The organism is Rhodopseudomonas boonkerdii (assembly GCF_021184025.1).
GTDB lineage: Bacteria > Pseudomonadota > Alphaproteobacteria > Rhizobiales > Xanthobacteraceae > Tardiphaga > Tardiphaga boonkerdii.
In genome coordinates, this window is sequence record NZ_CP036537.1 from 408,326 (window position 1) to 433,475 (window position 25,150).

Here is a 25,150-nt window from a genome sequence, read left to right on the forward strand (position 1 = left end):
CGGAGAGTGTGGCGAAAAGACTCTGCACTACTCCTTCCTCATCCGGAACTTCGCCCTCATCCTGAGGAGCGGCGTCTTCGCCGCGTCTCGAAGGATGGCCGCAAGCTCAGAGCCCGGCCATCTCATGGTTCGAGACGCGCGCAAGTGCGCTCCTCACCATGAGGGATGGAGATTACCTGCCTGTCGACCCAAACCCGCCGCTACCGCGCTCTGTCTCGCCCAGAGCCTGTACCACCATGAGTTCCGCCTGGCTCACCGGTGCGATCACCATCTGCGCGATTCTTTCTCCGCGCCGGATCGTGAAGGCTGCGCTGCCGTGATTGATCAGCAGCACCGAGATCTCGCCGCGATAATCCGCATCGATCGTGCCAGGCGAATTCAGCACCGTGACGCCGTGCTTCGCCGCCAGCCCCGACCGCGGACGCACCTGCGCCTCATAGCCATCAGGCAGCGCAATGCTCAGGGCTGTCGGTACCATCGCGTACTGGCCGGGTTCGAGGGTCACAGGCGCGGAATCCGGTACTGCCGCCAGCAGGTCCATGCCGGCGGCATGCGCGGTCTGATAGGCCGGCAGCGGCAGGCCCGCGCCATGGGGCAATTGCTGGACATCGACGGTGATGGCGGCGGTCATGCAGTGTCCCTCGTCACGGCGGAAGCGATGCGCGCGACCAGGGTCGCGGCGACATCCTCCTTGCTCATCGGCGCCCATGAATCAACGGCGATCTCGCCCGTTGCCTTGTCGCGCGTGAGCAGGTTCACGGTATTGCTGTCGCCACCCATGATACCGGTGGCCGGCGAGACGTCGTTGGCGACGATCCAGTCGCAGCCCTTGCGCTTGATCTTGGCTGTCGCGTTGTCGATCAGGTGTTCGGTCTCGGCGGCGAAGCCGATCACCAGCGGCGGACGATTGGTGTCGAGCTTCGAGATCGTCGCGAGGATGTCCGGGTTCTCGGTGAGCTGCAGCGGCGCCATCGTCTCGCCGGCTTTCTTCTTCAGCTTCTGCGCGCCTTCATTGACGACGCGCCAATCCGCGACAGCTGCAGCGAAGATCGCGATATCGACCGGTAACGTCGCTTCGACGGCGCTCAGCATGTCACGCGCAGATTCAACGTGCCTCACATTCACGCCGCGTGGTTCATCGAGCTCGACCGGCCCCGAAACCAGAATCACTTCAGCTCCCGCAGCACGCGCGGCATCGGCGATCGCGTAGCCCTGCTTGCCCGACGAACGATTGGCGATATAGCGGACCGGATCGATCGGCTCATGGGTCGGTCCGGCGGTGATCAGCACGCGCTTGCCCTTCAGCGGCTGCGGCCGCTGCGGTCGCAGCAGCACGTTGGCGGCGTCCGAGATTTCCGTCGGCTCCGCCATCCGTCCGACGCCGGCTTCGTTCCGCTCCGCCATCTCGCCGGCATTCGGCCCGATCATTCGGACGCCATCGTGCAGGAGCTGCGCGACATTGCGTTTCGTTGCGGCATTGCTCCACATCAGCGGATTCATCGCCGGCGCGATCAAAATCGGTTTGTTCGATGCGAGCAGGATCGCGGACGCAAGATCGTCCGCATGGCCGTTTGCCATCTTGGCCATCAGGTCCGCGGTGGCCGGCGCGACGACGATGAGATCGCACTCGCGCGCGAGGCGGATATGCCCGGCATCGAACTCGCTCTGCGGATCGAACAGGTCGGTATAGGCGCGTTCGTTGGAAAGCGCCGAGGCGGCGAGCGCGGTGACGAATTTCTGCGCCGCCTGGGTCAGGACGACGCGGACATGGATGCCGCGTTCCTTGATCCGGCGGATCAGGTCGAGCGATTTATAGGCGGCGATACCGCCGCCGATGATCAGCGTGACCTTCGGCTGGCTGCCACTGTGTTGCCGCAAGATTTCACGTGCATGCGGGGCTGCCGAGGCAGTTTCGGCGGCCGGCTCTGGGGGAAAACCAGAGGCAGACATGTGGCCGCCTTGCGATGCCTCACGCAAGATGACCCGGACCTCGTCCTCCACCGACCGCCCGTTGCGGGCCGCCCGGAGCCGCAATTCGTCGCGGATGGCATCGTCGAGCTTGCGGATGGTGAGATTGGCCATGGGCGCCTCGCGCTATTCTGATTGCAATGCTAGCATGATATGCTGGCATTGCAATCATCGCACGGTGAGCAAAATCCCGATGAATGTGAGCGCGATCACCCAGATGCCGATGGTCCGCCAGCGCGTCTGCCTTGCGCGGATTCTCCCAATGGCGGCAATGGTTTCATTGTCGAGCCGGACGCCGTTCCGGGTCATGGTTTCGAGCTGTTCGAGCACGGCGAGCGCCCGTGTCGCCAGCGCCGGCAGACCGGACGCCGCCTTGCCGAGCTCGCCGGCACCCGCGAGGGCGCCCTGGATCTTGCCCAGCGGCCCCAGATTACGCTCGATCCACTCGCGGACCACGGGATCGGCGACCTTCCAGATGTCCAGCTTCGGATCGAAAGTGCGCGCGACGCCTTCGACCACGACCATGGTTTTCTGCAACAGAATCAATTCCGGCCGTGTCTGCATGTCGAACAGGCCGGTGACTTCCAGCAGCAAGGTCAACAGCTTGGCCATGGAGATTTCCTCGGCCGTGCGATTGTGAATCGGCTCGCCGATGGCACGGATGGCCTGCGCGAAATTCTCCACCGAGTGATGGCCGGGCACATAGCCGGCCTCGAAATGCACTTCCGCGACCCGGCGATAATTGCGTGTGATGAAGCCGAGCAGGATTTCCGCGAGGAATCTCCGCTCCTTGAGCCCCAGCCGGCCCATGATGCCGAAGTCGACGGCCACCAGCCGACCGTCATCGCCGAGGAACAGGTTTCCCGGATGCATGTCGGCATGGAAGAAGCCGTCGCGCAGCGCATGGCGCAGAAAGCTCTGGATCACCTTGCGGCCGAGATCGGGCAGGTCGACATTGGCCGCCGCCAGTTTGGCGTGGTCGTTCAGCGCGATGCCGTCGATCCACTCCATCGTCAGCACATTGTGCGAGGTACGGTCCCAATCGACCGCGGGGACGCGGAAATCCGGATCGTTCTTCGTATTCTCCGCCATCTCGGAGAGTGCGGCAGCTTCAAGCCGGAGATCCATCTCCATCGCCACCGAGCGCGACATCACGGTGATGATTTCGACGAGCCGCAGGCGGCGCGCTTCGGTCGAATAGTGCTCGGCATTGCGTGCGACGAAGAAGAAGTCGCCGAGGTCGCGACGGAATTGCGCGGATACGTTCGGCCGCAGCACCTTCACGGCAACCATCTTGCGGACGCCGTCCTTGATCACTTCGGCGCGATGCACCTGCGCGATCGAGGCTGCAGCCACCGGCGGGGAAAAGCTCGCATAGAGCTGTGCCATCGGCCGCTCCAGCGAGGCCGCAACCACATGCTCGGCTTCGGTCAGCGAGAATGGGGGAAGGCGGTCCTGCAGATTCTCCAGATCGCGCGCCATGGCTATGCCGACGACGTCGGGGCGCGTGGCGAGAAATTGGCCGAGCTTCAGATAGGCCGGTCCCAAGCGTGTCAACGCGCGTGAGAGCTTCGGGCCGGTCTGCGCATTCTTGCGCTCGATCAGCCGCGCGATCTTCACGGCCAGCAGCGCCGGCGGCGGAATCAGCGCGGGATCGACGGCGCCGAACACCCCCTCGCGTGCGAACACGATGCCGGCGCGGGCCAGCCGCGTCATATGCGAAAGTGCGGAGATCACAAACGCCAGCCCGAATGCAGCGCGACAATGCCGCCGGAGAGCAGTTCGTATTTCATCCGCGCAAATCCGGCGTCGCGGATCATGTCGGCGAATGCATTCGGCTTCGGAAACTTGCGGATGGATTCGACGAGATACTGATAGGACTCGGAATCACCGGTCACCGCCTTGCCCATCGGCGGGATCACCTTGAACGAGAACAGGTCATAGATCTTGTCGAGGCCGGGCACGTCCACCGTCGAGAATTCGAGGCAGAGGAAACGGCTGCCGGGTTTCAGCACGCGATAGGCTTCCCTCAGCGCACGATCGATCCGCGGCACGTTACGGATACCGAACGCGATCGTATAGGCGTCAAAACTCTTGTCCGCGAAAGGCAATTCTTCGGCATTGCCCTCGATGAACGACACCTGATGTTCGAGATGCTGCTTGATGGCGCGCTCGCGGCCGACTTCCAGCATGCCGGTATTGATGTCGCAGACCGTGGCCGCGAAGCCGAGCCCACTCGCCTTGGCGGCGCGAAAGGAGATGTCGCCGGTGCCGCCGGCCACGTCGAGCAGCGCGAAGGGGGCGTCGGAGCGCGGCGGGTTGAGGGTGTTGATCATCACGTCCTTCCAGACGCGATGCATGCCGCCGGACATCAGGTCGTTCATCAGGTCGTAGCGTCGCGCCACGCTGTGGAACACCTCGTTCACCAGCGTCTGCTTGTCATCGACCGGAACGTCCCGGAAGCCGAAATGCGTGGTTTCGCCGGGCTGATCCATGCTGTTCATCTCAAAAAACCTCGAATGCGGCGGACCATAGCGCGCCGGCGGCAAAGGGGCTATCACGTCAGCCTCTCAAGGTGAATGACCCATCTCATGCCTGAACTCCCCGAAGTCGAAACCGTTCGGCGCGGCCTACAGCCGGCCATGGAAGGTGCCCGGATCGACCGGCTGGAGCTCCGCCGCGGCGACCTCAGATTTCCGTTCCAGGGCGATTTTGCAGAGCGTCTGCAGGGGCGCGTCATTACCAGCCTCGGCCGCCGGGCCAAATATCTGCTCGCCGATCTCGATTCCGGCGACGTTCTGCTGATGCATCTCGGCATGTCCGGCTCGTTCCGGGTCGTCTCCGATGAAGCGAATGTGATGCCTGGCGCATTCCATCATCCGCGCGGCGACGAACGCGCGCACGATCATGTGGTCTTCCACATGTCGTCGGGCCCCTCGGTGATCTACAACGATCCCCGCCGCTTCGGCTTCATGAAGATCTTTGCCCGCAGCGAGGCGGATCAGGAGCCTTTCATCAAGGACATCGGCCCGGAGCCGCTCGGCAACGAATTCGATGCGACGATGCTGGCGGCCGCCTGTCGCAACAAGAAGACGAGCCTGAAAGCGGCGTTGCTCGATCAGACCGTGGTCGCCGGTCTCGGCAATATCTATGTCTGCGAAGCGCTGTTCCGCTCGCATCTGTCGCCACGCCGCCTCGCCGCGACGCTCTCGACCAAGAAGGGAGAGCCGACCGAGCGCGCGGCGTTGCTCGTCGACGCCATCCACGACGTGCTCAATCTCGCCATCAAGGCCGGCGGCTCGTCGCTGCGTGACCATCGCCAGACGTCTGGAGAGCTCGGCTATTTCCAGCACTCGTTTCAGGTCTATGACCGCGAGGGTGAGCCCTGCAGAACCGATGGCTGCTCGGGAATCGTCAAGCGCTTCGTGCAGAACGGGCGATCGACCTTCTGGTGCCCGAAGTGTCAGAAGTGAGCGGTGGGCCTGTGCTCGCAATGACGGCGTAAGGAGTTCTCGCCATGACCGATGCTTCCATTCCTTCCGTCCGCTTCAACGATGGTGCTGCCTATGAGCGTATGATGGGCGTGTGGAGCAGGCTTGCCGGGGAGGTGTTTCTCGACTGGCTTGGGCCGACGCAGAATCTCGCCTGGGCCGATGTCGGCTGCGGCAATGGCGCGTTCACCGAGCTGATCGTGCAGCGCTGCGCGCCGCGGGCGGTGGATGGTGTCGATCCGTCCGAAGGCCAGCTCGATTATGCGCGCAAGCGGCAGGGCACGCAGACCGCTATCTATCATCAGGGTGACGCGATGGCTTTGCCATTCGGCGATGACACCTTCGATGTTGCCGTGATGGCGCTTGTCATCTTCTTCGTGCCGGAGCCGCCGCGCGGCGTCGCTGAAATGGCGCGGGTGGTGAAACCGGGCGGTCTGGTCGCGGCCTATGCCTGGGACATGGATGGCGGCGGCTTTCCGCTGCAGCCGGTGATGCGCGAGTTGCGGGCGATGGGTTTTGTGCCGCAGCCGCCGCCCCATCCGGATGCGTCCCGGACCGAGAACCTTGTCGCGCTGTGGCAGGGCGCCGGGCTCGTCGATATCGCAACGCGCCGGATCGATGTGACCCGCCGTTTCGAGAGTTTCGAGGATTTCTGGGTGGCCTCGACATCGGGCTCCACGGTGAGGCCAGCGGTGGCCGCAATGGCGCCTGAGGTCTTGGCCGAGTTGCAGCACCGCGTGCGGGCGCATCTCACGGAGCTGCCCGGTGGGGCGGTCAGCTACGACGCGTTTGCCAATGCCGTCAAAGGACGGGTGCCGGCCTGAAATTTACGACAAATGCGCGGTAATATTATCTCAACTAGGGCGGGTGTATAAATACCAGAGATAACCACGGCGCGCGCAAATGCTCGCCTGGCGACCATTTCTATGCTGGTTGCGAGGTCCCGCAGGAGCCCTATTCGTGTCCGTCGAGAAATTCCTCAGGCAGCGCGCCGTCAATGTCGTGGTCGGTGGCCAATATACGTTGTCGAACTGGCTCGACCCCGAGGGGAAGCCGCGCAGCTTTGCCTGCCGCACCAGCCGGGTGTCGCCATTCCGGATGATTGTGGACGTGCCTGTCGTGGGCCGGGTCGGCGATCGCATCGCTACCTACTTCGGCGATTTCGGCAAGCTGGAGGGCGAGATCAGCGACACGGTATCGGGCAGCTTCCTGCTCGAACTGATGCTGACGCGACCGATGCGGCAGAAGATGTCGGATCAGCTGACCTGGCTGGAAAAGAAGCAGAAGGATCCGACCCTCAAGGACGGACGCAGGCAGGCCCGTATCGTGCCCGCGAACCCGCATTCGATGCTCACCTTCGCCGATGGATCGATGAAGAGCTGCTTCGTGATCGACATGTCGTCCTCCGGCGCTGCGGTATCTTCCGACGTGCAGCCGGAGATCGGCACGCCGTTGGCCGTCGGGGCGTGCGTCGGTCGTGTGGTGCGTCATCTCGATGGTGGTTTCGCCATCAAATTCATCGAAGAGCAGGGACGCGACGTGCTGGAGCGCCGCGTCATCCGTCCGATGCAGGCGTCTCGCGTTCCGCGCAAGGTGACGCTGGATCAGCGTATGGATCGAATGGAAGACGCGTAGGCAAACGTCCCGGTTTATTTGCGTACGCAGATCAGACGAAGCATCGATGTCTTCGCATCGCCGGCTTTGCCGACGTCGATCATCACGCCCTTTGCCTTAACGAAGTCGCGCACAGTATCCACCGGGGCCATCGCGGCCTGCGTGACTCCAGGCGCGGGGCCGGCGACGAGCACCGGCTTCAATTGAACGAGTCCGGCGAAGATGCCCTCGTTATCGAAGGCCGCGGCGCCGGCAAAGCCGATGCCGGGAGTGGGCGACAACAAGATTTCGCCGTTTGCGCCTGCGGTCGTCGATGCCTTGACACTGCTGATGGCCGCACCGCCGTCCTGGTTCTGCGGATCGGCGATGCCGACAAGCGTGAGATCAGGTTTCGCCGTGTTTGCACCGAGCGGAAGCGGCTTGAGATCGCGCGCGCCATAGATCCGCAGCAATGCGAGATCGTGTGTCCTGTCCTCCGCGATCTTGTCGGCATTGCCATAGCCGGCCACGGTGATGGACTGGCAGCCGTCAACGGCCTGGCGGTCGGTCACGATGGCGCCGTCGGTGCTGATCACGATGCCCGAGGCATATTCGACTTTCTTGCGCGGCGGGGGCCCCATCGCCAGTGTTCCTGCGGGGAATGCATCGAAGGCCGACGACATGGCGATCACCACCGGCGCCATGGTGCCTTCGGTGGCCTGATCGTAGAGAACGGTGAGGACACGAGCCTCGTCGCCCTTGAGCTGGCCGCGGACATAGAACTTCTTCTGGTTCTGCAGGCCGGACAGCACGAAGAAATCCGGCTTCACGGCGCTGTAGTCCAGCTTGCGGCCTGCCTGCTTGCGTTCGGCCTCGGCGAGTTTCGCAGAGGACAGCGCGTCTTCCTTGCGGCGCGTCAGCGCGATCTGGATGGTGCCGGTGGAGGACTGCCATTTGCTGCCGCCTGCATCCGAAGTGTGCTGCGGCACCAGTTTGCCGGGAATCCCAAGCTTCGTACCCGTCATCATGTCGGTAACGATCTTCCAGCCGACATTGTCGCGTGGCTTCTTTGCAGCTGCGGCGAGAAGGCTGCGTTCCTGGGGATTCAGAACACCGGTCTCTTTGCCGCCATTGTTTTTCTGGAACGCCTTGATGCTTGCCACCATGCGATCGGAGACCTCGCCATTGATGGCGCCGTTATAGTGCCCGGTCCAGGCGAGATCGGATTGGATCGATAGGCGCTCGGCCTGGGTCATGCTCTTGGCGGTGTCGGCCGGCGTTTGCAGTGCGGGGCGCACCGGCACGGTGGTGACGGGTTTTGGCTTCACCGGCGTGTTCGATGCGGGGGCCTGCGCGTGAGCCGCGGAGGCCAGCAGGATTATCGCGGTTGCCGACAGCATCGATCTCATGACATGTCCTGATGGTGGACCCGACAATTGATTTTGTTGCAACTAAGCACATCTGCTGGGTCGGTGACAGCGATCTGCGGGTTCAACACCGGCTTCATGGTGAGGAGCACGCCAGGGGCGTGCATCTCGAACCATGGATGCGTAGCTCTCGTGGTTCGAGACGCGCGCAAGAGCGCGCTCCTCACCATGAGGGGAGAGTTTGGAGCGAGAAATGACCCTGCTGAGCGGCGATGAACTCGAGCGCTATGCGCGCCACATCGTGTTGCGCGAGATCGGTGGCCCCGGCCAGGCGAAGCTGCGCGCGGCAAAAGTGCTGGTGATCGGCGCCGGCGGGCTCGGTGCGCCGGCGCTGATGTATCTGGCAGCGGCGGGTGTCGGCACGCTGGGTGTGGTGGATGACGACGAGGTGTCGCTGTCGAATCTGCAACGCCAGATCATTCATGCGACGCCGGATATCGGCGCGCTGAAAGTGGATAGCGCGGCAGCGAAGATTCACGCGCTCAATCCGTATGTGAGCTTCGTCGGCCATGGCGAACGGCTGACGGCGAACAATGCGATGGCGATGATATCGGCGTATGATCTGGTGCTCGACGGCTCGGATAATTTCACCACGCGCTATCTGGTGTCGGATGCCTGTTATCTTGCGGGCAAGCCGCTGATATCAGCCGCGCTCGGCACATTCGATGCCTCGCTGACGACGCTGCGCCCGCATGAGCGCAACGACAAGGGCGCGCTTAATCCGACCTATCGCTGTCTGTTCCCTGAAGCACCGCCGCCGGGCACGGTGCCGAGCTGTCAGGAAGCCGGCGTGATGGGCGCGCTGGCCGGCATGGTCGGTTCGATGATGGCGCTGGAGGCGATCCGCGAGATCGTCGGCTTCGGCGAGGGGCTGGTCGGGCGCCTCTTGATGATCGACGCCCGTGCGATGCGCTTCGAGACGTTGCGTTATGCGCGCGATCCCGCCAATCCGCTCAACGGCGATGCGCCGACGATTACGGATCTCAGCGGGCATCGCTGAGGGCGCTTGGCGTTTATCCGTTTGTATCCCAGGCGCGCTGCAGCGTGTAACGCTGCCGCGCAGAACCGGGACCGTAACGAACTCTGTCACCTGATACGGTGCCGGCTCTGCGAAGCGGCATAAGAATGCCGTGTCGTGTCCGGGACACAATTCCAACGTTATGAACCGGACTCTAGCCGCTCGCGGCTGCGACGAGCTTGCCGTAGCGCTCCGCATCGCTGCGCAGTTCTGCTCCGAAGGCTTCGGGCGCCGAACTGGTGATGGTGACGCCCTGCGCTTGATATTGCTGGATCAAAGCGGGGTCGGTCAGCGTCTCGGCAAGGTCGCGCGCAATCTGGCTCACGATTGGCTTCGGCGTGGCACCGGCGGCGAGCATGCCAAACCAGCTGTCATAGGCGAAGTCCGGCAATCCGGCCTCGGCGAAAGTCGGTACGTCCGGCAGTTGCGGCAGGCGTGTCTTGCCGGTGACTGCGAGTGCGCGCAGCTTGCCGGACTGGATCAGATCGCCACCGACATTGAAGAATGTGAAGGCCATGCTGGTATCGCCGCGCATGACGCTCACCTGCGATTCCGGCTGCCCGCGATGCGGTACCAGCACCATCTTCGTTCCGGTGAGGTGCTTGAACAATTCGGCGGCGATGCCGGTCGAGCTGCCGACGCCGGCGGAACTGTAGCTCAAGCCGTCCGGTTTGGCCTTCGCGGCGGAGATGAACTCAGCCAGCGTCTTGAACGGCGCGTCGGGAGGCACGATCAGGATCACTGCGGTGGTCGCGACACGGCTGATGGCGACGAAATCCTTCACCGGATCGAAGCCGAGATTCTTGTTCACCACGCCGACCACGCTGTGGCCGTTCGACGTCAGCATGATCTGCGATCCGTCCGCGGGGCCCTTCGCGATGCTGCTGACCCCGGCGATGCCTGGCCGGTTCTCGACGATGACCTGCTGCTTCCATTTCGCGCTAAGCTTCTCGGCCACCGTGCGCGCGAGAATGTCGGTCATGCTGCCGCCCGAGAAGGGCACGACGATGCGGACGAGCTGGGTCGGGTAGGTCTGTGCGGCAGCCTGGCTGCCGACCATCGCTGCCGTCGCAGCGAGGCCGGAGCCGATCATGAATTGTCGGCGATCCATTGGTTTCCTCCGTGTGAACGCAAGTGCCGGGCTTTCAGCCTCTGGCGGTGTCAGGCAGTGGCATTGCGAGCAGCACCACGGCCGGTTTCTTCGTCTCGTTGCGCAGCGCGCGAATCTCGTTCGGCGCGATGCGGCAGGAATCCCAGGTGCTGAGCGTGGCGATGCCGTCCGGCGTCTCGAACGTCACCTCGCCTTCGAGCACCACATAGAACTTCTCTTCCGGCGAAGCGGATGGCGTGATGCCGCCGCCGGGCAGGATCTGGCTCATGCCGAGCCACATCACGTCGCTGGGGCCGGCATCGCGGCCCTGCAGGCGAAACATCCGCATGTCGGTGTGGCCGGGCGCCTCGTAGCGCGGTGCGTCATTCAGGCGGACGACATGCATGGCGGCTATCCGTTGGGTTTGAAGACAAGACGATCGCGCGACGAGCCCAGCACCGCGACATAGGCCTCTGCGGCCCGCTCGAGCGGATAGATGGCGTTCGGTTCAATTGGATAAGGCTTCAAGGCGCCGCTGGCGAAACCCGGCACCAGATCGCGAAGGATCTCGGCGGCTTCCGGTGATGACAGCGACAGCGAGTCTACGCCGAAAAACGTATGCTTGCCGCGATAGAAGGCGAAGATATCGAACGGCACTGTCGCTTTGGTCGAGGCGATGAATATCTGGCGGCCGAGATGCGCCAATGATTTCGTGCCAGCCTCGTAATAGGGCTCGCCGACCGTGTTGTAGACGATGTCAGCGCCCTTGCCGCCGGTAAGATCGCGCACAGCAGCAGCGACGTCATCGCGGCTGGAGTTGATCACCGTCACGTTTCCATGTGCGTAGCCGGCATAGGACTCGTCCTTGCGCACGACGCCAATCACGCGTGCACCCTGCCAGGATGCGATCTGGGTGGCGGCCTGCCCGACCTTCCCGTTAAGGCCCAGAATCAGCACGGTCTCGCCCGATCTCGGCATGCCGCTGCGGCGAAAGCCTTCCTGCGCCGTAACGAACGGCACGCCGATGCCGGCCGCTTCCGCAAGGCTGATATTGGCGGGCTTCTCGACCAGCGCCGAAGCCTCGACCACCAAATGCGTGGCGTGGGTGCCGTCGCGCCTGATGCCGAGCTCGCCCGACGAGCCGAACACCTCCTTGCCGACCAGTTCGGCCGGGCCGTCGATCACGACGCCCGCAAAATCGCGGCCGGGCGTGCGCGGAAAGACCGCATGCGGCATAAGGCCGAGCGTCGCCTTGGCATCGGACGGATTGATCGCTGCGGCCCGGATCTCGACCAGCGCGTCGCCCGGACCAGTGCAGGCCAGCGACCGACGCTCCGTCGCGAGCGCGACGTCCTCGATCCGCGCGACCTTCGTGGTGACCCGCAGGCAAGTTGCGGTGACAGTGACAGCGGGGCTCATGCGGTGGCTCCGATGCTCGGCAGGCCAAATAGGGCGCGGGCTTCGGCAGGCTTGGCGATCTGCGCGCCGATTTCCTCGATGATGCGCCGGGCCTTCTCGACCATGGCGGCGTTGGATGGCGCCAGCACGCCGCGTTCCAGATAGACGCCGTCCTCGATGCCGGTGCGGGCATGTCCGCCAGCCAGCACGGACTGCGCCACCATCGGGAAGGTGGAGCGGCCGATCCCGATGGCGGTGAAATGAGCGCCGGGCGGCAACAGGCCGCGCGCATAGAGCACCGTCTCGGGCGATGGTTGGAAACCGTATTTCACGCCCATTACGAAGGAGGTCAGCGCCGGGCCACCAAGCGTGCCATCGGCGAGCAGATCGTGCAGCAACGCGATGTCGCCGGAGTCGAACAGTTCGATCTCGGGCTTCACGCCGGCTTCGCGGATCACCTTTGCCATGCGGCGCACATTGCCCGGCGTGTTGATCACGACCTGTGCGCCGGAATTCATCGTGTTGAGATCGAGTGTGCAGATGTCCGGCTTCAGCGCCGTGATATGCGCGACACGCTCTTCCGGGTTCATCAGGGTGGTGCCGGCATCGGCGATCTTGGGGTCGTCCTTTGACGGGACGAAACGTCCGCCCGGACCCGTCGTGATGTTCAGGATCAGGTCGCGGTTGCGGGCGCGGATACGTGCGACGACGTCCTGATAATATTCGAGCTTCATCGACGGCGCACCCGAGCCGGGCTCGCGCACATGGATGTGGGCGATTGCCGCGCCGGCCTCTGCGGCGCCGAGGCATGCGTCCGCGATCTCTTCCGGCGTGATCGGCAGATGCGGCGTCGCATCCGGCCGCGTCAGATTGCCTGTCACGGCGCAGGTGATGACGACCTTGTCGAGCATCGGACGCATTGTGGTCTCCTTACAAAGCCCGGCCGCCGTCGACGACGATCAGCGATCCCGTGGAGTAGGTGAGGTGAGTGGCGCAGGCCGCGATGGCGCGGCCGACATCGTCGGCGGTGGCGACACGCTTGAGCGGAATGGTGGGTGCCACCTTGTCGAGCGCGGCGGCATCGCGGCCCGGCACGAAATCGGTGGCGACCACGCCGGGCGAAACCGACATCACACGCACGCTTGGCGCCAGCGCGCGGGCCAGCGATTTGGTCATGGTGTCGATACCCGCCTTGATGGCTGCATAAGCGAGGTTCGAGCCGACGCCGTTCAGGCCGGCGATCGAGGATACGTTGACGATCAGCCCGTCTCCGGACGCCTTGAGCATGGGGGCGAAAGCACGGATGGCGGCGAACTGCCCCCGCCAGTTCACCTTGAACATATCGTCGATGAAATCGTCGGTGAGTGCGTCGAGGTCGGCAATGGGAATCGGCTTAGTGTAGCCGGCCGTGTTAACGAGGATATCGCAGCGGTCGAAGGCACGCTGGACGTCGGCTGCGAGATCAATGAGCGTCGCAGTGTCCTCGATCACGGCACGACGGGCGATATGACCGCTGCCGGGAAGCTTTGCGAGCAGCGCATTCGCGTGTGCTTCACCGGAGCGCCACGTCACGACAACCGTTGCGCCCTCGGTTGCGAGCATCTGCGCCGCGGCCGCGCCGATGCCGCCCGAGCCGCCGATGACGACGGCGATCTTGCCTGCGAGAATCTGTGTCATAAGTGACTCACTTGATGGGGGGCTGCGGGAGCACGGCTTCGCCGGGCTCCATCACGAATGTGTAGTTGAGGCTGAACCATTCGCCGCTGACGTCCGGCGCAGGCGGCGATCCCTCGCCTTTGCGAAAATCGCCGATCAACGCACGGGTCACGCCGAACACGACATCGCTCTCCAGATGTTCGTCGTCATCGACGAAGATCTGGGTGATCAATGTCTTGAAGCCGGGTTTGTAAGCGAGGACATGCAGATGCGCCGGCCGGTAGGGATGACGGCGCTGCGCGGCCAGCAACTCGCCGGTCGGGCCATGGGTCGGCACCGGATAGCCCGCCGGCTTCACCGAGCGAAAACCGAAGCGGCCGTCCGCGTCGGTCTCGAACACGCCGCGCAGGTTCATGTCGGCCTGTCCGGCATCCTGGTTCTCGTACATGCCTGACGGGGACGCCTGCCAGACATCGACGCGGACGCCTGGGATCGGGGCGCCCCGACCATCGCGAATACGGCAATCGACAAAAAGCGGCGCTCCTGGAGTGGGCGAGCGCACGATAGATGCGCCGTTCGCCGTATGCGGCGCGTTGGCGCGCCAGAACGGGCCGAGCAGCGCTGCGGCGGTCTCGCTGGCGCCGTCCTGCCCGTTGTTCAGCAGGCACACCAGCGTGGACAGGCCGACGGCATCGCTGAACAGCACGCCCTCGTTGTGGGTGTCGTTGGTCGCCTGGCCGATCCGGTTGAGGAAATCGATGGCGAATTCGAACTCGGTTTCGGTCAGCCGGACTTCGCGGGCGAATTCATGGAGATGGCGCACGAAGGCCGCCATGACCGTGCGCAGCCGGTCGTCCGGCGCACGACTCATGGCGTCGAGAACGACGTCGGTAACGTCCTGCTGACGTGTGATGATCATGGGGGCCTCCCGGTCGATCAAGCTGTTGCGTCTTGTCGCGCATGGGGACGGCGCGTTGTGCGCAATCGATTGCATTGACGTTAATGCAAACGTTTGCGCACGTCAAGGGGAGCGTTTAGGATGCCGGCATGGCAGCTGTTGTGACGATCAAGGACGTGGCACGGGAGGTGGGGGTTCATCCATCCACGGTATCGCGCGCGCTAGATCCGGCACGCCGCGACCGGCTCGGCGAGCCCGTGGTTCGCCGGGTGCTGGAAGCGGCGGAGCGGCTCGGCTACCGGCCAGACGTGGTCGCCGCGAGCTTGCGCAGCGGCCGGTCCCGGCTCATCGGCATCGTCGTTCCTGACATCGCCAATCCCGTGTTTTCGCCGATCATCAGCGGGCTCGAGCGCGCACTGGCGGCGCGGGGGTATGCCTTGATCGTGGCCGACCAGCGGCCGGACCTCGCTGGCGGAAACGATCTCGTCCAGATGCTGATCGCCCGCCGGGTCGACGGGCTGGTGCTTGCCAATGTCGCCTTGAAGGACGACGCCGTGGAGCGCTGCCTGCGCGCGCAGATTCCGGTGGTGCTGGTCAACCGCGCCGAGGGGCAGACGCGGGTGCCGTCCGTGGTGTCGGACGATTTAGCCGGCATTACGCTGGCGGTGGATCATCTGATCGCGTCTGGGCACCGACGCATCGTTCATGTGGCGGGTCCGCAGTCCCTATCCACGGGCATGCTCCGCCGTCGCGGATTTGTTACCGCGATGCGGGCTGCCGGCCTCGATCCCGACGAAGACGATATCGAGGAAGCCGCGGCCTTCACGCGGGAGGCCGGGTTGCCCGCAGCGCGGGCCCTGCTGGCGCGGCGGCCGGACGCCACGGCTGTCGTCGCTGCCAACGATCTGCTCGCGCTCGGCGTCTATGAGGCGCTGCGCGAACAGGGGCGGCGTTGCCCGGAGGATGTGTCGGTGATCGGCCACAACGACATGCCGCTGGTCGATCTCGTCAATCCGCCACTTTCCACTGTGCGCATCAGCCACCACGAAATGGGCGAACGGACCGGGGAACTGCTGCTCGATCTGATCGCTGGCACCCATCAGGGCGCGCTGCAGATCGTCACCTCGCCGGTGCTTGTCGCCCGCGCATCGACGCGACCGTTGGAAAACTGAAGTCGCTCAAGGAAGGTGCCATGACCCGTGCTGCGATGCACAAAAGCGTGTGAGCCTACGTAGGAAATTGCTGCGCACAAAATCGTCGAATCTTGCTCGTCCGGTTATGCTGCGTCGCAACATGAGGTGCTGATCCCGCGCATTCTCGCCTTCGCCCGGCGCTGATGGCGATCGCGTCCGGACCAGCATCGAGCTTTCCTATTGAAATCATTGCAGTAATGATCCCCGTCAAGCCGGCGCTATTCCAAACATATTCCGTCTGCGGTCGCCATTGACCGGCGGTTTGTTGTGCTGCGGGTTGTCCAGGTGCCGCATGTTGCGCAGCATCCGCGCCTAAGAGGCGGATGATTTGCTGCAGCATTGCTGCAGCAAACGGGCGGCCCTGATCCGCCGCCAGCGCCGGCAGCCTGTTCTGCCGTGGGAGTGGCGAGGCTAGCTTGGGATGTCTGCGGTCGGTTCCCGGGTCTGCCAGAACGTCAGGACGCGTTGTGCTGTTGCGGGCACCAGCCGTTCGAAATTCTGTCGGGCTTCTTCGACGTCATGCGGCGCCGGCGAGCGGCCGGGGCCGACCCGGAGCGCGATCAATGCACGGACCGTGGCCCAGGAAATGCCGATCGATTTGCCGAGAATCAGCATCGGATCGTCGCGGTCGCCCTTCAAAAGCTGGTCGATGGTGGCGATGCGAACGCCGGACATGGCGGCCAATGCGGCAGCCGTTTCCTCATATTGATGGGCGCGGGCGAAGCGCAACAGCGCCCCCTCATTGAGTTCGTCGCTCTGTTGCAGCTTGCGCACGCTGCGCTCGGCGCTGGCGAAATCGCGCGTCAGCGCAAGATGCTGTTGTGCACCGGAGATGTCCTGCATGGCGCGTTTGATGGCTGCACGCAGCTCCGGCGCGGCAGCGTCAAACAGCCGGCGTCGAACGACCTCGACGGATTGCGCGAGCAGGAACTTGAGCTGTTCGGTGGAGAGGTCGTCGCGCTGGCCCACGGCGACGGCGAGCGCGCCGTCGTCTCCAGCGCGGCGGATCAGGCCGTGATAACCGAGTTGCGAAAAGGCCGCTCCGGCATTGGCGGCGATACGGCGGATCACCTCGCGGTCGCCGCGGCGGATGATGACGTCGGTGATGCGGGGGCTCAGCGTCGGCCGGTCCGAGATGGCCAGAAGATGTAGCTGGCCCTTGGCCTTCGCGATATCCACCAGGGTCGTCTCGTCGATCTGCGGCGAACGGCGCAGCAGCGGACCGGCGATGACGATTTCGTCGTCGCGCACCAGCATCGAGATCAACTGCGGGGGCGCGTTGACCAGCTCTGCCAGCAGTTCGGCCAGCGCGCGACGCGTCTCGACCTCGGTCTGCGGGACCAGGCTGGTCAGGATGCTGTCGAACAGGTCCACATGGGACGGCTGGAACCGGGATGCGCCCTGCAGGAAAAGGTCGGTGATCTTCCGGGCTGCCTCGCCCCGGCGCGCCGGATCTCCGTTGCGGACGATTTCCTCAAGCCCCGGAATGAGGGATCTGGCCTCTGCCATCAAGAATACTCAACTACGCCAAACACAAAGGCTTGCGCAGCCTAAAGGGGCTTTGTGAAGGAAGGGTTAGTCCGGAAGGCATAGATATCAGAGGTTACAGTGACTTAACGCGGAGTGGCAGCCGGTGCGGGCGTCATCGCCCCGAATCCCGCCCTTGCCGTGGCGCCGAAAAAGGGCTATATCGGCCGCAACTTACAGTTCTCATACGATCCGTTTGAGAGTGGGGCCCCCGGGGACCCGCTCTTTTTTATTACCTGAATCGACCCCGAATCCGGACTGCTGCGCGCCATATGACAGACCCGATCGAGCCCACCATGGATGATGCCGAGCTGCTCGCTGAGCCGCGTCTGGTCGTCGAGCCCGGTGCCGGCGCGCGCGTGGCGGCTATCGCGACGCCGGTGCTGGAAGCCATGGGCTATCGGCTGGTGCGCATCAAGATTTCGGCCGAGGCCGGCTGCACCGTGCAGATCATGGCCGAGCGGCCCGACGGCTCGATGAATGTCGAGGACTGCGAGGCGATCTCGCATGCGCTGTCGCCGGTGCTCGACATCGAGGATCCGATCCAGCGCGCCTATCGGCTGGAGATTTCATCGCCGGGTATCGATCGTCCGCTGGTGCGTCGCTCGGACTTTCAGCGCTATCAGGGCCATCTCGTGAAGGTCGAGATGGCTGTCGCAGTCGGCGGCCGGAAGCGTTTCCGCGGCTGGATCAGCGCCATCGAGGGCGGCGAAGTTCTGATCGATCGCGAAGGCGCGCGCGACGGCGAAGACCCGATCACGCGTCTGCCGATGGAAGATATCGGCAGCGCTAATCTCGTGCTGACCGACGAGCTGGTCGCCGAGTCGATGCGCCGTGGCAAGCACGCCGAGGAAGATCTCAAGCGCGAGCTTGGTCTCGCGCCGCCACCGGCGCCGCATGCCAAGCGCAGCGATCCCAAGAAGAGTTTTGCGCCGAAGCCGAAGGGCAAGGCTGCGAAGACTGCCAAGAAGCCGCCGCCGAAGAACACCAAGGCCCACCGCCTCGCCGCCGAAGCTGCGCGCCGCGGCGATATCGATCCCACCGAAGGAGACTGAGCCATGGCCGCTGTCAGCGCCAACCGACTCGAACTGCTGCAGATCGCCGACGCTGTCGCGCGCGAGAAAACGATCGACCGCGGCATCGTCATCTCGGCGATGGAGGAGGCGATCGCCAAGGCGGCGCGCGCCCGCTACGGCTCCGAAACCGACGTTCACGCTGAAATCCATCCGAAGACCGGCCAACTCTCGCTGACCCGCCACATGCTGGTGGTCGAGGAGGTCGAGAACGCAGCGAACCAGATTTCGCTCAACGATGCGCAGCGCGCCAATCCGGGTGCCCAGGTCGGCGACACCATCGCCGACACGCTGCCGCCGCTCGAATATGGCCGCATCGCCGCGCAATCGGCCAAGCAGGTGATCGTCCAGAAGGTGCGCGAGGCCGAGCGCGATCGTCAGTACCAGGAGTTCAAGGATCGCATCGGCGAGATCGTCAACGGCGTCGTCAAGCGCGTCGAATACGGCTCGGTGATCGTCGATCTCGGCCGCGGCGAAGCCATCGTCCGCCGCGACGAAATGCTGCCGCGCGAAGTATTCCGCAACGGCGATCGTGTCCGGGCCTATGTGTTCGACGTGCGCCGTGAGACCAGAGGGCCGCAGATTTTCCTGTCGCGCACGCATCCGCAATTCATGGCGAAGCTGTTCGCGCAGGAAGTGCCGGAAATCTATGACGGCATCGTCGAGATCAAGGCGGTGGCGCGCGATCCCGGTTCGCGTGCCAAGATCGGCGTGATCTCGCGCGATTCATCGGTGGACCCTGTCGGCGCCTGCGTCGGCATGCGCGGCTCGCGCGTGCAGGCGGTGGTGAACGAGCTGCAGGGCGAGAAGATCGACATCATCCCGTGGTCACCCGATATCGCGACCTTCGTGGTGAATGCGCTGGCGCCGGCGGAAGTCTCCAAGGTCGTCATCGACGAGGATCGCGAGCGCATCGAAGTCGTGGTGCCGGATACGAACAATCAACTCTCGCTGGCGATTGGCCGTCGTGGACAGAACGTGCGTCTGGCCTCGCAGCTCACCGGCTGGGATATCGACATTCTTACCGAGCAGGAGGAATCCGAGCGTCGCCAGGCCGACTTCGAGAATGCGACCCGCGTGTTCATGGAAGCGTTGAATGTCGACGAGGTCGTCGGTCAGCTGCTGGCATCGGAAGGCTTTACGACGGTGGACGAGCTGGCGCTGGTGGATGCCAAGGAACTCGCCAGCATCGAGGGCTTCGACGACGAGACCGCTGAAGAGCTGCAGAGCCGTGCGCGTGAATATCTCGAGCAGCTCGAGGCCGAACTCGAGGGCAAGTGCAAGGAACTCGGCGTCGATCCGGCGCTGAAGGAAGTGCCCGGCGTCACCCTGCAGATGATGGTCAAATTCGGCGAAAACGACGTCAAGACGGTGGAAGACCTCGCCGGTTGCGCCACCGATGACATCGTCGGCTGGACCGAGCGCAAGGAAGGCGGCGAGCCCGTCAAGCATGCCGGCTTCCTCGATGCCAACGAGATGTCGCGTGAGGATGCCGAGCGCATGATCATGGAGGCCCGCGTGGTGGCTGGCTGGATCAGCCGCGAAGAACTCGATGCGGGTGCCGAGTCCGCAACCGAAGAAGCCGAAGCGTAAGGATATGCGCAGCGCATGCTCGCCATTGCTGACCCCGCAGATCTTGATCGCGGCCCCCGAGACACCAAATCGGGGACTGAGCGGATGTGCGTGGTCACGCGGCGTGTGCGTCCGACCGATGAGCTGATCCGTTTCGTCCTGTCGCCCGCGGGCGAGCCTGTTCCCGATCTCAAGCGCAAGCTGCCGGGCCGGGGTTTGTGGGTTTCGGCGTCACATGACGCCGTCGCCGAGGCGGTGAAGCGGAATTTGTTCGCCCGGGGGTTCAAGAAGAACGTCAAGCCGTCGGCCGATCTCGCCGACGAAACCGATAAACTGATACTGCGCGGCGTGATCGAGGCGCTGGCCATGGTGGCCAAGGCCGGTCAGGTCGTCTCCGGATTCGCCAAGGTCGAGGACGCCTTGCGGCGCAATACGGCCGGAATTCTGTTGCATGCTACCAATGGAGCCGCCGACGGCATCCGCAAGCTGGACGGCCTCGCCCGCCAAAACGCAGCATTCGGCGACGAAACCGATCTGTTGCCCATCATATCGTTGCTCAGCAGCGACGAATTGGATTTGGCATTGGGGCGGTCAAATGTGATACATGCTGCCGTGCTGACAGGCCCGGCGGGCAAAACGTTCCTGTCGCGCAGCCAGAACCTGGTCCGATACCGGATGGCTGACGCTGACATCAACGCAAGAGCCAAACCTTCGCTGACCCATGCGTCGCCGGACACGGCGCCGCCTGACGGTGATTTCGCCGATTGAATTCGAACGATGACGAATGTGCGACCGCGCACACCCGAAAAGGACTAGGACTGCTGAATGGTTGATACGAAAACGCCTGGCGACAAGACTCTGAGCGTTCCCAGCAAGACCTTGACGCTGAAGCCGCGCGTCGAGCAGAGCACCGTGCGTCAGAGCTTCAGCCAGGGCCGTAGCAAGCAGGTGGTGGTCGAGAAACGCGGCAAGCGCCGCATTCCCGGCGAGAGCAGCACCGAAGCCGCGGCGCCGGCGCCCGCTCCGGCGGCCCCTGTTGCCGTCGCGCCAGCGCCTGCTGCGCCCAAGGCCGCTCCGGCTCCTGTCGCTGCAGCCCCGGCGCCCGCGCCGGCAGCACCGGTGCGCCCCGCGGCGCCTGCCGCTCCTGCTGCTCCGGTCCGCACCTCGTCATCCGGCGCTCCGGCGCGCAGTTCGGCGCCGGTTGCTCCCTCGCGTTCGGCTTCGCCGCCGCCGCGTGGTGGTTCGTCGCGTCCGCAGCCGCCGCAGCGCAGTGGCTCCGGTGTCGTGCTGCGTACGTTGACCGAGGATGAGCGCGCCGCCCGCGCCAGCGCGCTCGCTGACGCGCGTGCCCGCGAAGTCGAAGAGCGCCGTCTCGCCGAGGAAGAAGCGGCCCGGCGCAATACCAAGGAATACAAGGAGCAGATGGAGCGCGAAGCTGCCGAGGCCCGTCGCAAGGCCGAGGAAGAGCGCCACCGTCAGGAAGAAGAAGCCAAGCGCAAGGCGGAAGCCGAAGCCAAGCGCCGCGAGGCCGAGGCTGAAGCAAAGGCCAAGGCCGCTGCCCGCACCGTCACCACAGCGCGCGCGCCGATCGCGACGACGTCTGGCCGTCCGGCCGTTGCTGCCGATGGCAGCGACGAGGACGAGGCGCCGCGTGTCATCCGCCGCCCGGGCAGCCCGGCACGTCCGGTGATTGCGCCGAAGCCTGCTGCCAAGCCCGGTCCACAGAAGCAGCGCGGTCGCCTCACCGTCGTCACCGCGCTGTCGGCTGACGATGTGCGTGAGCGCTCGGTCGCGTCGTTCCGTCGCCGTACCCAGCGTCTCAAGGGTCATCAATCGAACGAGCCGAAGGAAAAGCTCGTCCGCGAAGTGACGATCCCGGAAGCGATCACCATTCAGGAACTCGCGAACCGCATGGCGGAGCGTGCGGTGGACATCATCCGCATGCTGATGAAGCAGGGCGCGATGCACAAGATCACCGACGTGATCGATGCCGATACGGCGCAGCTCATCGCTGAAGAACTCGGCCACACCGTCAAGCGCGTCGCCGCGTCGGACGTCGAGGAAGGTCTGTTCGATGTCGTGGACGATTCCACCGATACCGAGCCGCGTTCGCCGGTGGTCACCGTCATGGGCCATGTCGACCATGGCAAGACGTCGCTGCTCGACGCGCTGCGTCAGGCGAATGTTGTGTCGGGTGAAGCCGGTGGCATCACCCAGCATATCGGCGCCTATCAGGTCACTTCGCCGCTCGGTGGCAAGATCACCTTCATCGATACGCCCGGCCACGCCGCGTTCACCGCGATGCGCGCCCGCGGCGCCAAGGTCACCGACATCGTCATCCTCGTGGTGGCGGCCGATGACGGCGTGATGCCGCAGACCATCGAAGCCATCAACCACGCGAAGGCGGCGGGCGTGCCGATGATTGTGGCGATCAACAAGATCGACAAGCCCGATGCCAAGCCGGAACGCGTGCGTACCGAACTGCTGCAGCATGACGTGCAGGTTGAATCGTTCGGCGGCGACGTCGTCGACGTGGAAGTGTCGGCGAAGAACAAGACCAATCTCGACAAACTGCTCGAGATGATCTCGCTGCAGGCGGAAATCCTCGATCTGAAGACCAATTCGGAGCGTCCGGCCGAAGGTACCGTCATCGAAGCGAAGCTCGATCGCGGCCGTGGTCCGGTGGCTACCGTGCTGGTTCAGCGCGGCACCCTGCGCGTGGGCGACATCATCGTCGCCGGCGCCGAAATGGGCCGTGTCCGCGCGCTGATCTCCGATCAGGGCGATACGCTGCAGGAAGCCGGTCCCTCGGTGCCGGTGGAAGTGCTCGGCTTCAATGGTCCGCCGGAAGCCGGTGATCGTATGGCCGTGGTCGAGAACGAGGCCCGCGCCCGCCAGATCACCGATTACCGCACCCATCAGAAGCGCGAGAAGCTGGCCGCATCCGCCTCCGGCATGCGCGGCTCGCTCGAGCAGATGATGAGCCAGCTCAAGACATCGGGCCGCAAGGACTTCCCGCTGGTCGTCAAGGCCGACGTGCAGGGCTCGCTCGAAGCGATCCTCGGTTCGCTGGAGAAGCTTGGCACGGACGAAGTTGCCGCGCGCATCCTGCATGCGGGTGTCGGCGGTATCTCGGAATCGGACGTCACGCTGGCGGAAGGTTTCAACGCCGCGATCATCGGCTTCTCGGTTCGAGCGAACAAGGAAGCTGCGGCGCTCGCCAAGCGCAACGGCATCGAGATCCGCTACTACAACATCATCTACGATCTCGTGGATGACGTGAAAAAGGCCATGTCCGGCTTGCTCGCGCCGACGCTGCGCGAAACCATGCTGGGCAATGCGCAGATCCTCGAAGTGTTCAACATTTCGAAGGTCGGCAAGGTCGCGGGTTGCCGCGTCACCGACGGCACCGTGGAACGCGGCGCCAATGTGCGCCTGATCCGCGACAACGTCGTCGTACACGAAGGCAAGCTGTCGACGTTGAAGCGCTTCAAGGACGAAGTGAAGGAAGTGGCGTCAGGCCAGGAATGCGGCATGGCGTTCGAGAACTATTCCGACATGCGTGTCGGCGACGTGATCGAGTGTTATCGCATCGAGACCATCCAGCGCTCGCTGTAAGTCCAAGTCTTACAGAGAGCCGGATTTGAGTGAGGCGTCATGCCCGGCAAGTGCCGGGCATCCACGTCTTTGATTTTTCACAGAACAGGCGTGGATGGCCGGGATAACCCGGCCATGGCGTCGTTTATTGTTGGCTAGGAAAGATGCCCAAGCATCACAAGAAGACGGCGACGCCGGGCGGCTCGCAGCGTCAGTTGCGTGTCGGCGAACTGATGCGCCACGCGATCGCCGATATCCTTGCGCAGGGTGGGGTCTACGATCCCGTCCTGCAGAGCAACATCGTCACCGTGCCGGAGGTGCGGATGTCCCCGGATCTCAAGCTCGCCACCGTCTATGTCATGCCGCTCGGCGGCAAGAACACCGAGCCGGTGCTGAAAGCTCTGGCGGCGAACAAGACGTTTCTGCGCACCGAAGCGGCGCATCGCGTGAACCTGAAATACGCGCCCGATCTGCGCTTCCGCATTGATGAGCGTTTCGACGAAGCCGAACGCATCGACAAACTCCTGCGCACCCCCGCGGTAGCGCGTGACCTCAAACAAGACTCGGATAACGAAGAATGACTGTGACGACGACCAAGACCGAACATGGCCTTGAGGTAAGCCCGCTTCCGCAGGCGCCGCGCGGCAATAACGATCCGCGCCACCAGCAGGGCCGTCAGCGCCAGGGTCAGGTGCGTCGCGACAAGCGCGACGTCCATGGCTGGGTCATTCTCGACAAGCCCATCGGCATGACCTCGACCCAGGCGGTCGCTGTCGCCAAGCGGCTGTTTCAGGCCAAGCGCGCCGGTCATGCCGGCACCCTCGATCCGCTCGCCTCCGGCGGCCTGCCGATCGCGCTAGGCGAGGCCACAAAGACGGTTCCCTTCGTGATGGACGGCCGCAAGCGCTATCGCTTCACCGTCGCATGGGGCGCCGAACGCGATACCGACGACACCGAAGGTCGCGTCACCCAGACCTCCGACGCTCGGCCAACGGCCGACCAGATCCGGGCCCTGCTGCCGCAATTTACCGGCGAGATCGAACAGATCCCTCCGCAATATTCGGCCATCAAGATCCAGGGCGAGCGTGCCTATGACCTTGCGCGCGACGGCGAGGTTGTCCCGCTGGTGCCGCGTCCCGTCGTGATTCATGAATTAGTGCTGACAGAACAACCAGATAACGACCATGCCGTGTTCGAGGCCGAATGCGGCAAGGGCACCTATGTACGCGCGCTCGCCCGTGACATCGGCCGTCTGCTCGGCTGCTACGGCCATATCAGTGCGCTGCGTCGGACCCTGGTCGGTCCCTTCGCCGAGCCTGACATGATTCCACTGGCAGAATTGGAGGCTTTGTGCGATAGAGCCGCGTCTGGCGAGGGAAGCCTCGCCGACGCGCTACTGCCCGTTGAGACCGCGCTGGACGACATCCCGGCGCTGGCCGTCACACGGTCAGATGCGGCCAGGCTCCATCGGGGTCAGGCCGTCTTGTTGCGCGGACGGGATGCGCCTCATTGCAATGGCACGGTTTATGTCACGGTGTCGGGCCGGTTGCTGGCCCTCGCCGAACTCAGTAATGGCGAGCTCATCCCCAAGCGCGTGTTCAACCTTTCCGGATTGACTGCCAATCCGGTGCAAAAAGAAAGTCATTGAC

23 protein-coding genes are annotated in these 25,150 nt (G+C 64.2%); 11 read left to right on the plus strand and 12 right to left on the minus strand.

What is annotated here, in order from left to right:
- Positions 1-172: 172 nt before the first annotated feature.
- The 4 genes from dut to ubiE are packed head-to-tail and all read right to left on the minus strand — an operon-like array spanning position 173 to position 4,463.
- Positions 173-631, minus strand: a complete 459-nt coding sequence (gene dut / locus E0H22_RS01900) for a dUTP diphosphatase (RefSeq protein WP_233024083.1) — start codon at positions 629-631, stop codon at positions 173-175.
- Positions 628-2,082 carry a bifunctional phosphopantothenoylcysteine decarboxylase/phosphopantothenate--cysteine ligase CoaBC gene (coaBC, locus tag E0H22_RS01905; RefSeq protein WP_233024084.1) on the minus strand — a complete coding sequence of 485 codons (1,455 nt, stop codon included), beginning with the start codon at positions 2,080-2,082 and terminating at the stop codon, positions 628-630. Before coaBC ends, dut begins: the two co-directional genes overlap by 4 nt.
- A gap of 54 nt (positions 2,083-2,136) precedes the next feature.
- A complete protein-coding gene (gene ubiB / locus E0H22_RS01910) occupies positions 2,137-3,705 on the minus strand; it encodes a 2-polyprenylphenol 6-hydroxylase (protein ID WP_233024085.1) in 1,569 nt (522 codons plus the stop codon).
- A complete protein-coding gene (gene ubiE / locus E0H22_RS01915; protein ID WP_233026614.1) occupies positions 3,702-4,463 on the minus strand; it encodes a bifunctional demethylmenaquinone methyltransferase/2-methoxy-6-polyprenyl-1,4-benzoquinol methylase UbiE in 762 nt (253 codons plus the stop codon). Before ubiE ends, ubiB begins: the two co-directional genes overlap by 4 nt.
- A gap of 96 nt (positions 4,464-4,559) precedes the next feature.
- Between ubiE and mutM the strand changes: the two genes are divergently transcribed.
- The 3 genes from mutM (at position 4,560) to E0H22_RS01930 (ending at position 7,094) form a co-directional block, all read left to right on the plus strand.
- Positions 4,560-5,441, plus strand: a complete 882-nt coding sequence (gene mutM, locus E0H22_RS01920) for a bifunctional DNA-formamidopyrimidine glycosylase/DNA-(apurinic or apyrimidinic site) lyase (RefSeq protein WP_233024086.1) — start codon at positions 4,560-4,562, stop codon at positions 5,439-5,441.
- 44 nt (positions 5,442-5,485) lie between these two features.
- Entirely contained in the window at positions 5,486-6,283 is a 798-nt protein-coding gene (locus tag E0H22_RS01925; protein WP_233024087.1) for a class I SAM-dependent methyltransferase, read from the plus strand.
- A gap of 136 nt (positions 6,284-6,419) precedes the next feature.
- Entirely contained in the window at positions 6,420-7,094 is a 675-nt protein-coding gene (locus E0H22_RS01930) for a PilZ domain-containing protein (protein ID WP_233024088.1), read from the plus strand.
- A gap of 14 nt (positions 7,095-7,108) precedes the next feature.
- Here E0H22_RS01930 and E0H22_RS01935 read toward each other — a convergent pair whose 3' ends face one another.
- Entirely contained in the window at positions 7,109-8,461 is a 1,353-nt protein-coding gene (locus E0H22_RS01935; protein WP_233024089.1) for a serine protease, read from the minus strand.
- A gap of 217 nt (positions 8,462-8,678) precedes the next feature.
- On the opposite strand from E0H22_RS01935, the gene E0H22_RS01940 reads away from it, so the two are divergent.
- Positions 8,679-9,479, plus strand: a complete 801-nt coding sequence (locus tag E0H22_RS01940) for a HesA/MoeB/ThiF family protein (protein WP_233026615.1) — start codon at positions 8,679-8,681, stop codon at positions 9,477-9,479.
- 172 nt (positions 9,480-9,651) lie between these two features.
- On the opposite strand, the gene E0H22_RS01945 is transcribed toward E0H22_RS01940, so the two are convergent.
- The 6 genes from E0H22_RS01945 to E0H22_RS01970 are packed head-to-tail and all read right to left on the minus strand — an operon-like array spanning position 9,652 to position 14,560.
- Entirely contained in the window at positions 9,652-10,608 is a 957-nt protein-coding gene (locus E0H22_RS01945) for a Bug family tripartite tricarboxylate transporter substrate binding protein (RefSeq protein WP_233024090.1), read from the minus strand.
- 34 nt (positions 10,609-10,642) lie between these two features.
- Complete coding sequence (locus E0H22_RS01950; protein WP_233024091.1) at positions 10,643-10,993, minus strand: cupin domain-containing protein; 351 nt, start codon at positions 10,991-10,993, stop codon at positions 10,643-10,645.
- 5 nt (positions 10,994-10,998) lie between these two features.
- Positions 10,999-12,006 carry a quinone oxidoreductase family protein gene (locus E0H22_RS01955; protein WP_233024092.1) on the minus strand — a complete coding sequence of 336 codons (1,008 nt, stop codon included), beginning with the start codon at positions 12,004-12,006 and terminating at the stop codon, positions 10,999-11,001.
- The gene (locus E0H22_RS01960) at positions 12,003-12,896 is read right to left on the minus strand and encodes a beta-keto acid cleavage family enzyme (protein ID WP_233026616.1); all 894 of its coding nucleotides are present in this window, start codon (positions 12,894-12,896) and stop codon (positions 12,003-12,005) included. Before E0H22_RS01960 ends, E0H22_RS01955 begins: the two co-directional genes overlap by 4 nt.
- A gap of 19 nt (positions 12,897-12,915) precedes the next feature.
- Positions 12,916-13,662 carry an SDR family NAD(P)-dependent oxidoreductase gene (locus E0H22_RS01965; RefSeq protein ID WP_233024093.1) on the minus strand — a complete coding sequence of 249 codons (747 nt, stop codon included), beginning with the start codon at positions 13,660-13,662 and terminating at the stop codon, positions 12,916-12,918.
- A gap of 7 nt (positions 13,663-13,669) precedes the next feature.
- Positions 13,670-14,560, minus strand: a complete 891-nt coding sequence (locus E0H22_RS01970; RefSeq protein WP_233024094.1) for a dioxygenase family protein — start codon at positions 14,558-14,560, stop codon at positions 13,670-13,672.
- 128 nt (positions 14,561-14,688) lie between these two features.
- Between E0H22_RS01970 and E0H22_RS01975 the strand changes: the two genes are divergently transcribed.
- On the plus strand, positions 14,689-15,711 hold the full coding sequence (locus E0H22_RS01975; protein WP_233024095.1) for a LacI family DNA-binding transcriptional regulator: 1,023 nt from the start codon (positions 14,689-14,691) through the stop codon (positions 15,709-15,711).
- A gap of 432 nt (positions 15,712-16,143) precedes the next feature.
- On the opposite strand, the gene E0H22_RS01980 is transcribed toward E0H22_RS01975, so the two are convergent.
- Positions 16,144-17,241, minus strand: a complete 1,098-nt coding sequence (locus E0H22_RS01980; RefSeq protein WP_233024096.1) for a DUF2336 domain-containing protein — start codon at positions 17,239-17,241, stop codon at positions 16,144-16,146.
- 290 nt (positions 17,242-17,531) lie between these two features.
- Between E0H22_RS01980 and rimP the strand changes: the two genes are divergently transcribed.
- The 6 genes from rimP to truB all read left to right on the plus strand — a co-directional run bounded on the left by rimP (position 17,532) and on the right by truB (position 25,149).
- Positions 17,532-18,314 (plus strand): ribosome maturation factor RimP, encoded by a 783-nt coding sequence (gene rimP / locus E0H22_RS01985; RefSeq protein ID WP_233024097.1) that lies wholly within the window; start codon positions 17,532-17,534, stop codon positions 18,312-18,314.
- A gap of 3 nt (positions 18,315-18,317) precedes the next feature.
- Positions 18,318-19,925, plus strand: coding sequence for a transcription termination factor NusA (gene nusA, locus E0H22_RS01990; RefSeq protein ID WP_233024098.1), 1,608 nt, complete (start codon positions 18,318-18,320; stop codon positions 19,923-19,925).
- 15 nt (positions 19,926-19,940) lie between these two features.
- Entirely contained in the window at positions 19,941-20,672 is a 732-nt protein-coding gene (locus E0H22_RS01995; protein WP_233024099.1) for an RNA-binding protein, read from the plus strand.
- Between the two features lie 57 nt (positions 20,673-20,729).
- Positions 20,730-23,522, plus strand: coding sequence for a translation initiation factor IF-2 (gene infB / locus E0H22_RS02000; RefSeq protein ID WP_233024100.1), 2,793 nt, complete (start codon positions 20,730-20,732; stop codon positions 23,520-23,522).
- Between the two features lie 143 nt (positions 23,523-23,665).
- A complete protein-coding gene (gene rbfA / locus E0H22_RS02005; protein ID WP_233024101.1) occupies positions 23,666-24,082 on the plus strand; it encodes a 30S ribosome-binding factor RbfA in 417 nt (138 codons plus the stop codon).
- On the plus strand, positions 24,079-25,149 hold the full coding sequence (truB, locus tag E0H22_RS02010; protein ID WP_233024102.1) for a tRNA pseudouridine(55) synthase TruB: 1,071 nt from the start codon (positions 24,079-24,081) through the stop codon (positions 25,147-25,149). Before rbfA ends, truB begins: the two co-directional genes overlap by 4 nt.
- Position 25,150 lies beyond the last annotated feature (1 nt).

Coding starts and splice junctions, on each gene's coding strand:
- dut (WP_233024083.1), bottom strand. CDS start 631: ATGACCGCCGCCATCACCGTCGATGTCCAGCAATTGCCCCATGGCGCG.
- coaBC (WP_233024084.1), bottom strand. CDS start 2,082: ATGGCCAATCTCACCATCCGCAAGCTCGACGATGCCATCCGCGACGAA.
- ubiE (WP_233026614.1), bottom strand. CDS start 4,463: ATGGATCAGCCCGGCGAAACCACGCATTTCGGCTTCCGGGACGTTCCG.
- mutM (WP_233024086.1), top strand. CDS start 4,560: ATGCCTGAACTCCCCGAAGTCGAAACCGTTCGGCGCGGCCTACAGCCG.
- E0H22_RS01925 (WP_233024087.1), top strand. CDS start 5,486: ATGACCGATGCTTCCATTCCTTCCGTCCGCTTCAACGATGGTGCTGCC.
- E0H22_RS01935 (WP_233024089.1), bottom strand. CDS start 8,461: ATGAGATCGATGCTGTCGGCAACCGCGATAATCCTGCTGGCCTCCGCG.
- E0H22_RS01945 (WP_233024090.1), bottom strand. CDS start 10,608: ATGGATCGCCGACAATTCATGATCGGCTCCGGCCTCGCTGCGACGGCA.
- E0H22_RS01950 (WP_233024091.1), bottom strand. CDS start 10,993: ATGCATGTCGTCCGCCTGAATGACGCACCGCGCTACGAGGCGCCCGGC.
- E0H22_RS01955 (WP_233024092.1), bottom strand. CDS start 12,006: ATGAGCCCCGCTGTCACTGTCACCGCAACTTGCCTGCGGGTCACCACG.
- E0H22_RS01960 (WP_233026616.1), bottom strand. CDS start 12,896: ATGCTCGACAAGGTCGTCATCACCTGCGCCGTGACAGGCAATCTGACG.
- E0H22_RS01965 (WP_233024093.1), bottom strand. CDS start 13,662: ATGACACAGATTCTCGCAGGCAAGATCGCCGTCGTCATCGGCGGCTCG.
- E0H22_RS01970 (WP_233024094.1), bottom strand. CDS start 14,560: ATGATCATCACACGTCAGCAGGACGTTACCGACGTCGTTCTCGACGCC.
- E0H22_RS01975 (WP_233024095.1), top strand. CDS start 14,689: ATGGCAGCTGTTGTGACGATCAAGGACGTGGCACGGGAGGTGGGGGTT.
- E0H22_RS01980 (WP_233024096.1), bottom strand. CDS start 17,241: ATGGCAGAGGCCAGATCCCTCATTCCGGGGCTTGAGGAAATCGTCCGC.
- rimP (WP_233024097.1), top strand. CDS start 17,532: ATGACAGACCCGATCGAGCCCACCATGGATGATGCCGAGCTGCTCGCT.
- nusA (WP_233024098.1), top strand. CDS start 18,318: ATGGCCGCTGTCAGCGCCAACCGACTCGAACTGCTGCAGATCGCCGAC.
- E0H22_RS01995 (WP_233024099.1), top strand. CDS start 19,941: ATGCTCGCCATTGCTGACCCCGCAGATCTTGATCGCGGCCCCCGAGAC.
- infB (WP_233024100.1), top strand. CDS start 20,730: ATGGTTGATACGAAAACGCCTGGCGACAAGACTCTGAGCGTTCCCAGC.
- rbfA (WP_233024101.1), top strand. CDS start 23,666: ATGCCCAAGCATCACAAGAAGACGGCGACGCCGGGCGGCTCGCAGCGT.
- truB (WP_233024102.1), top strand. CDS start 24,079: ATGACTGTGACGACGACCAAGACCGAACATGGCCTTGAGGTAAGCCCG.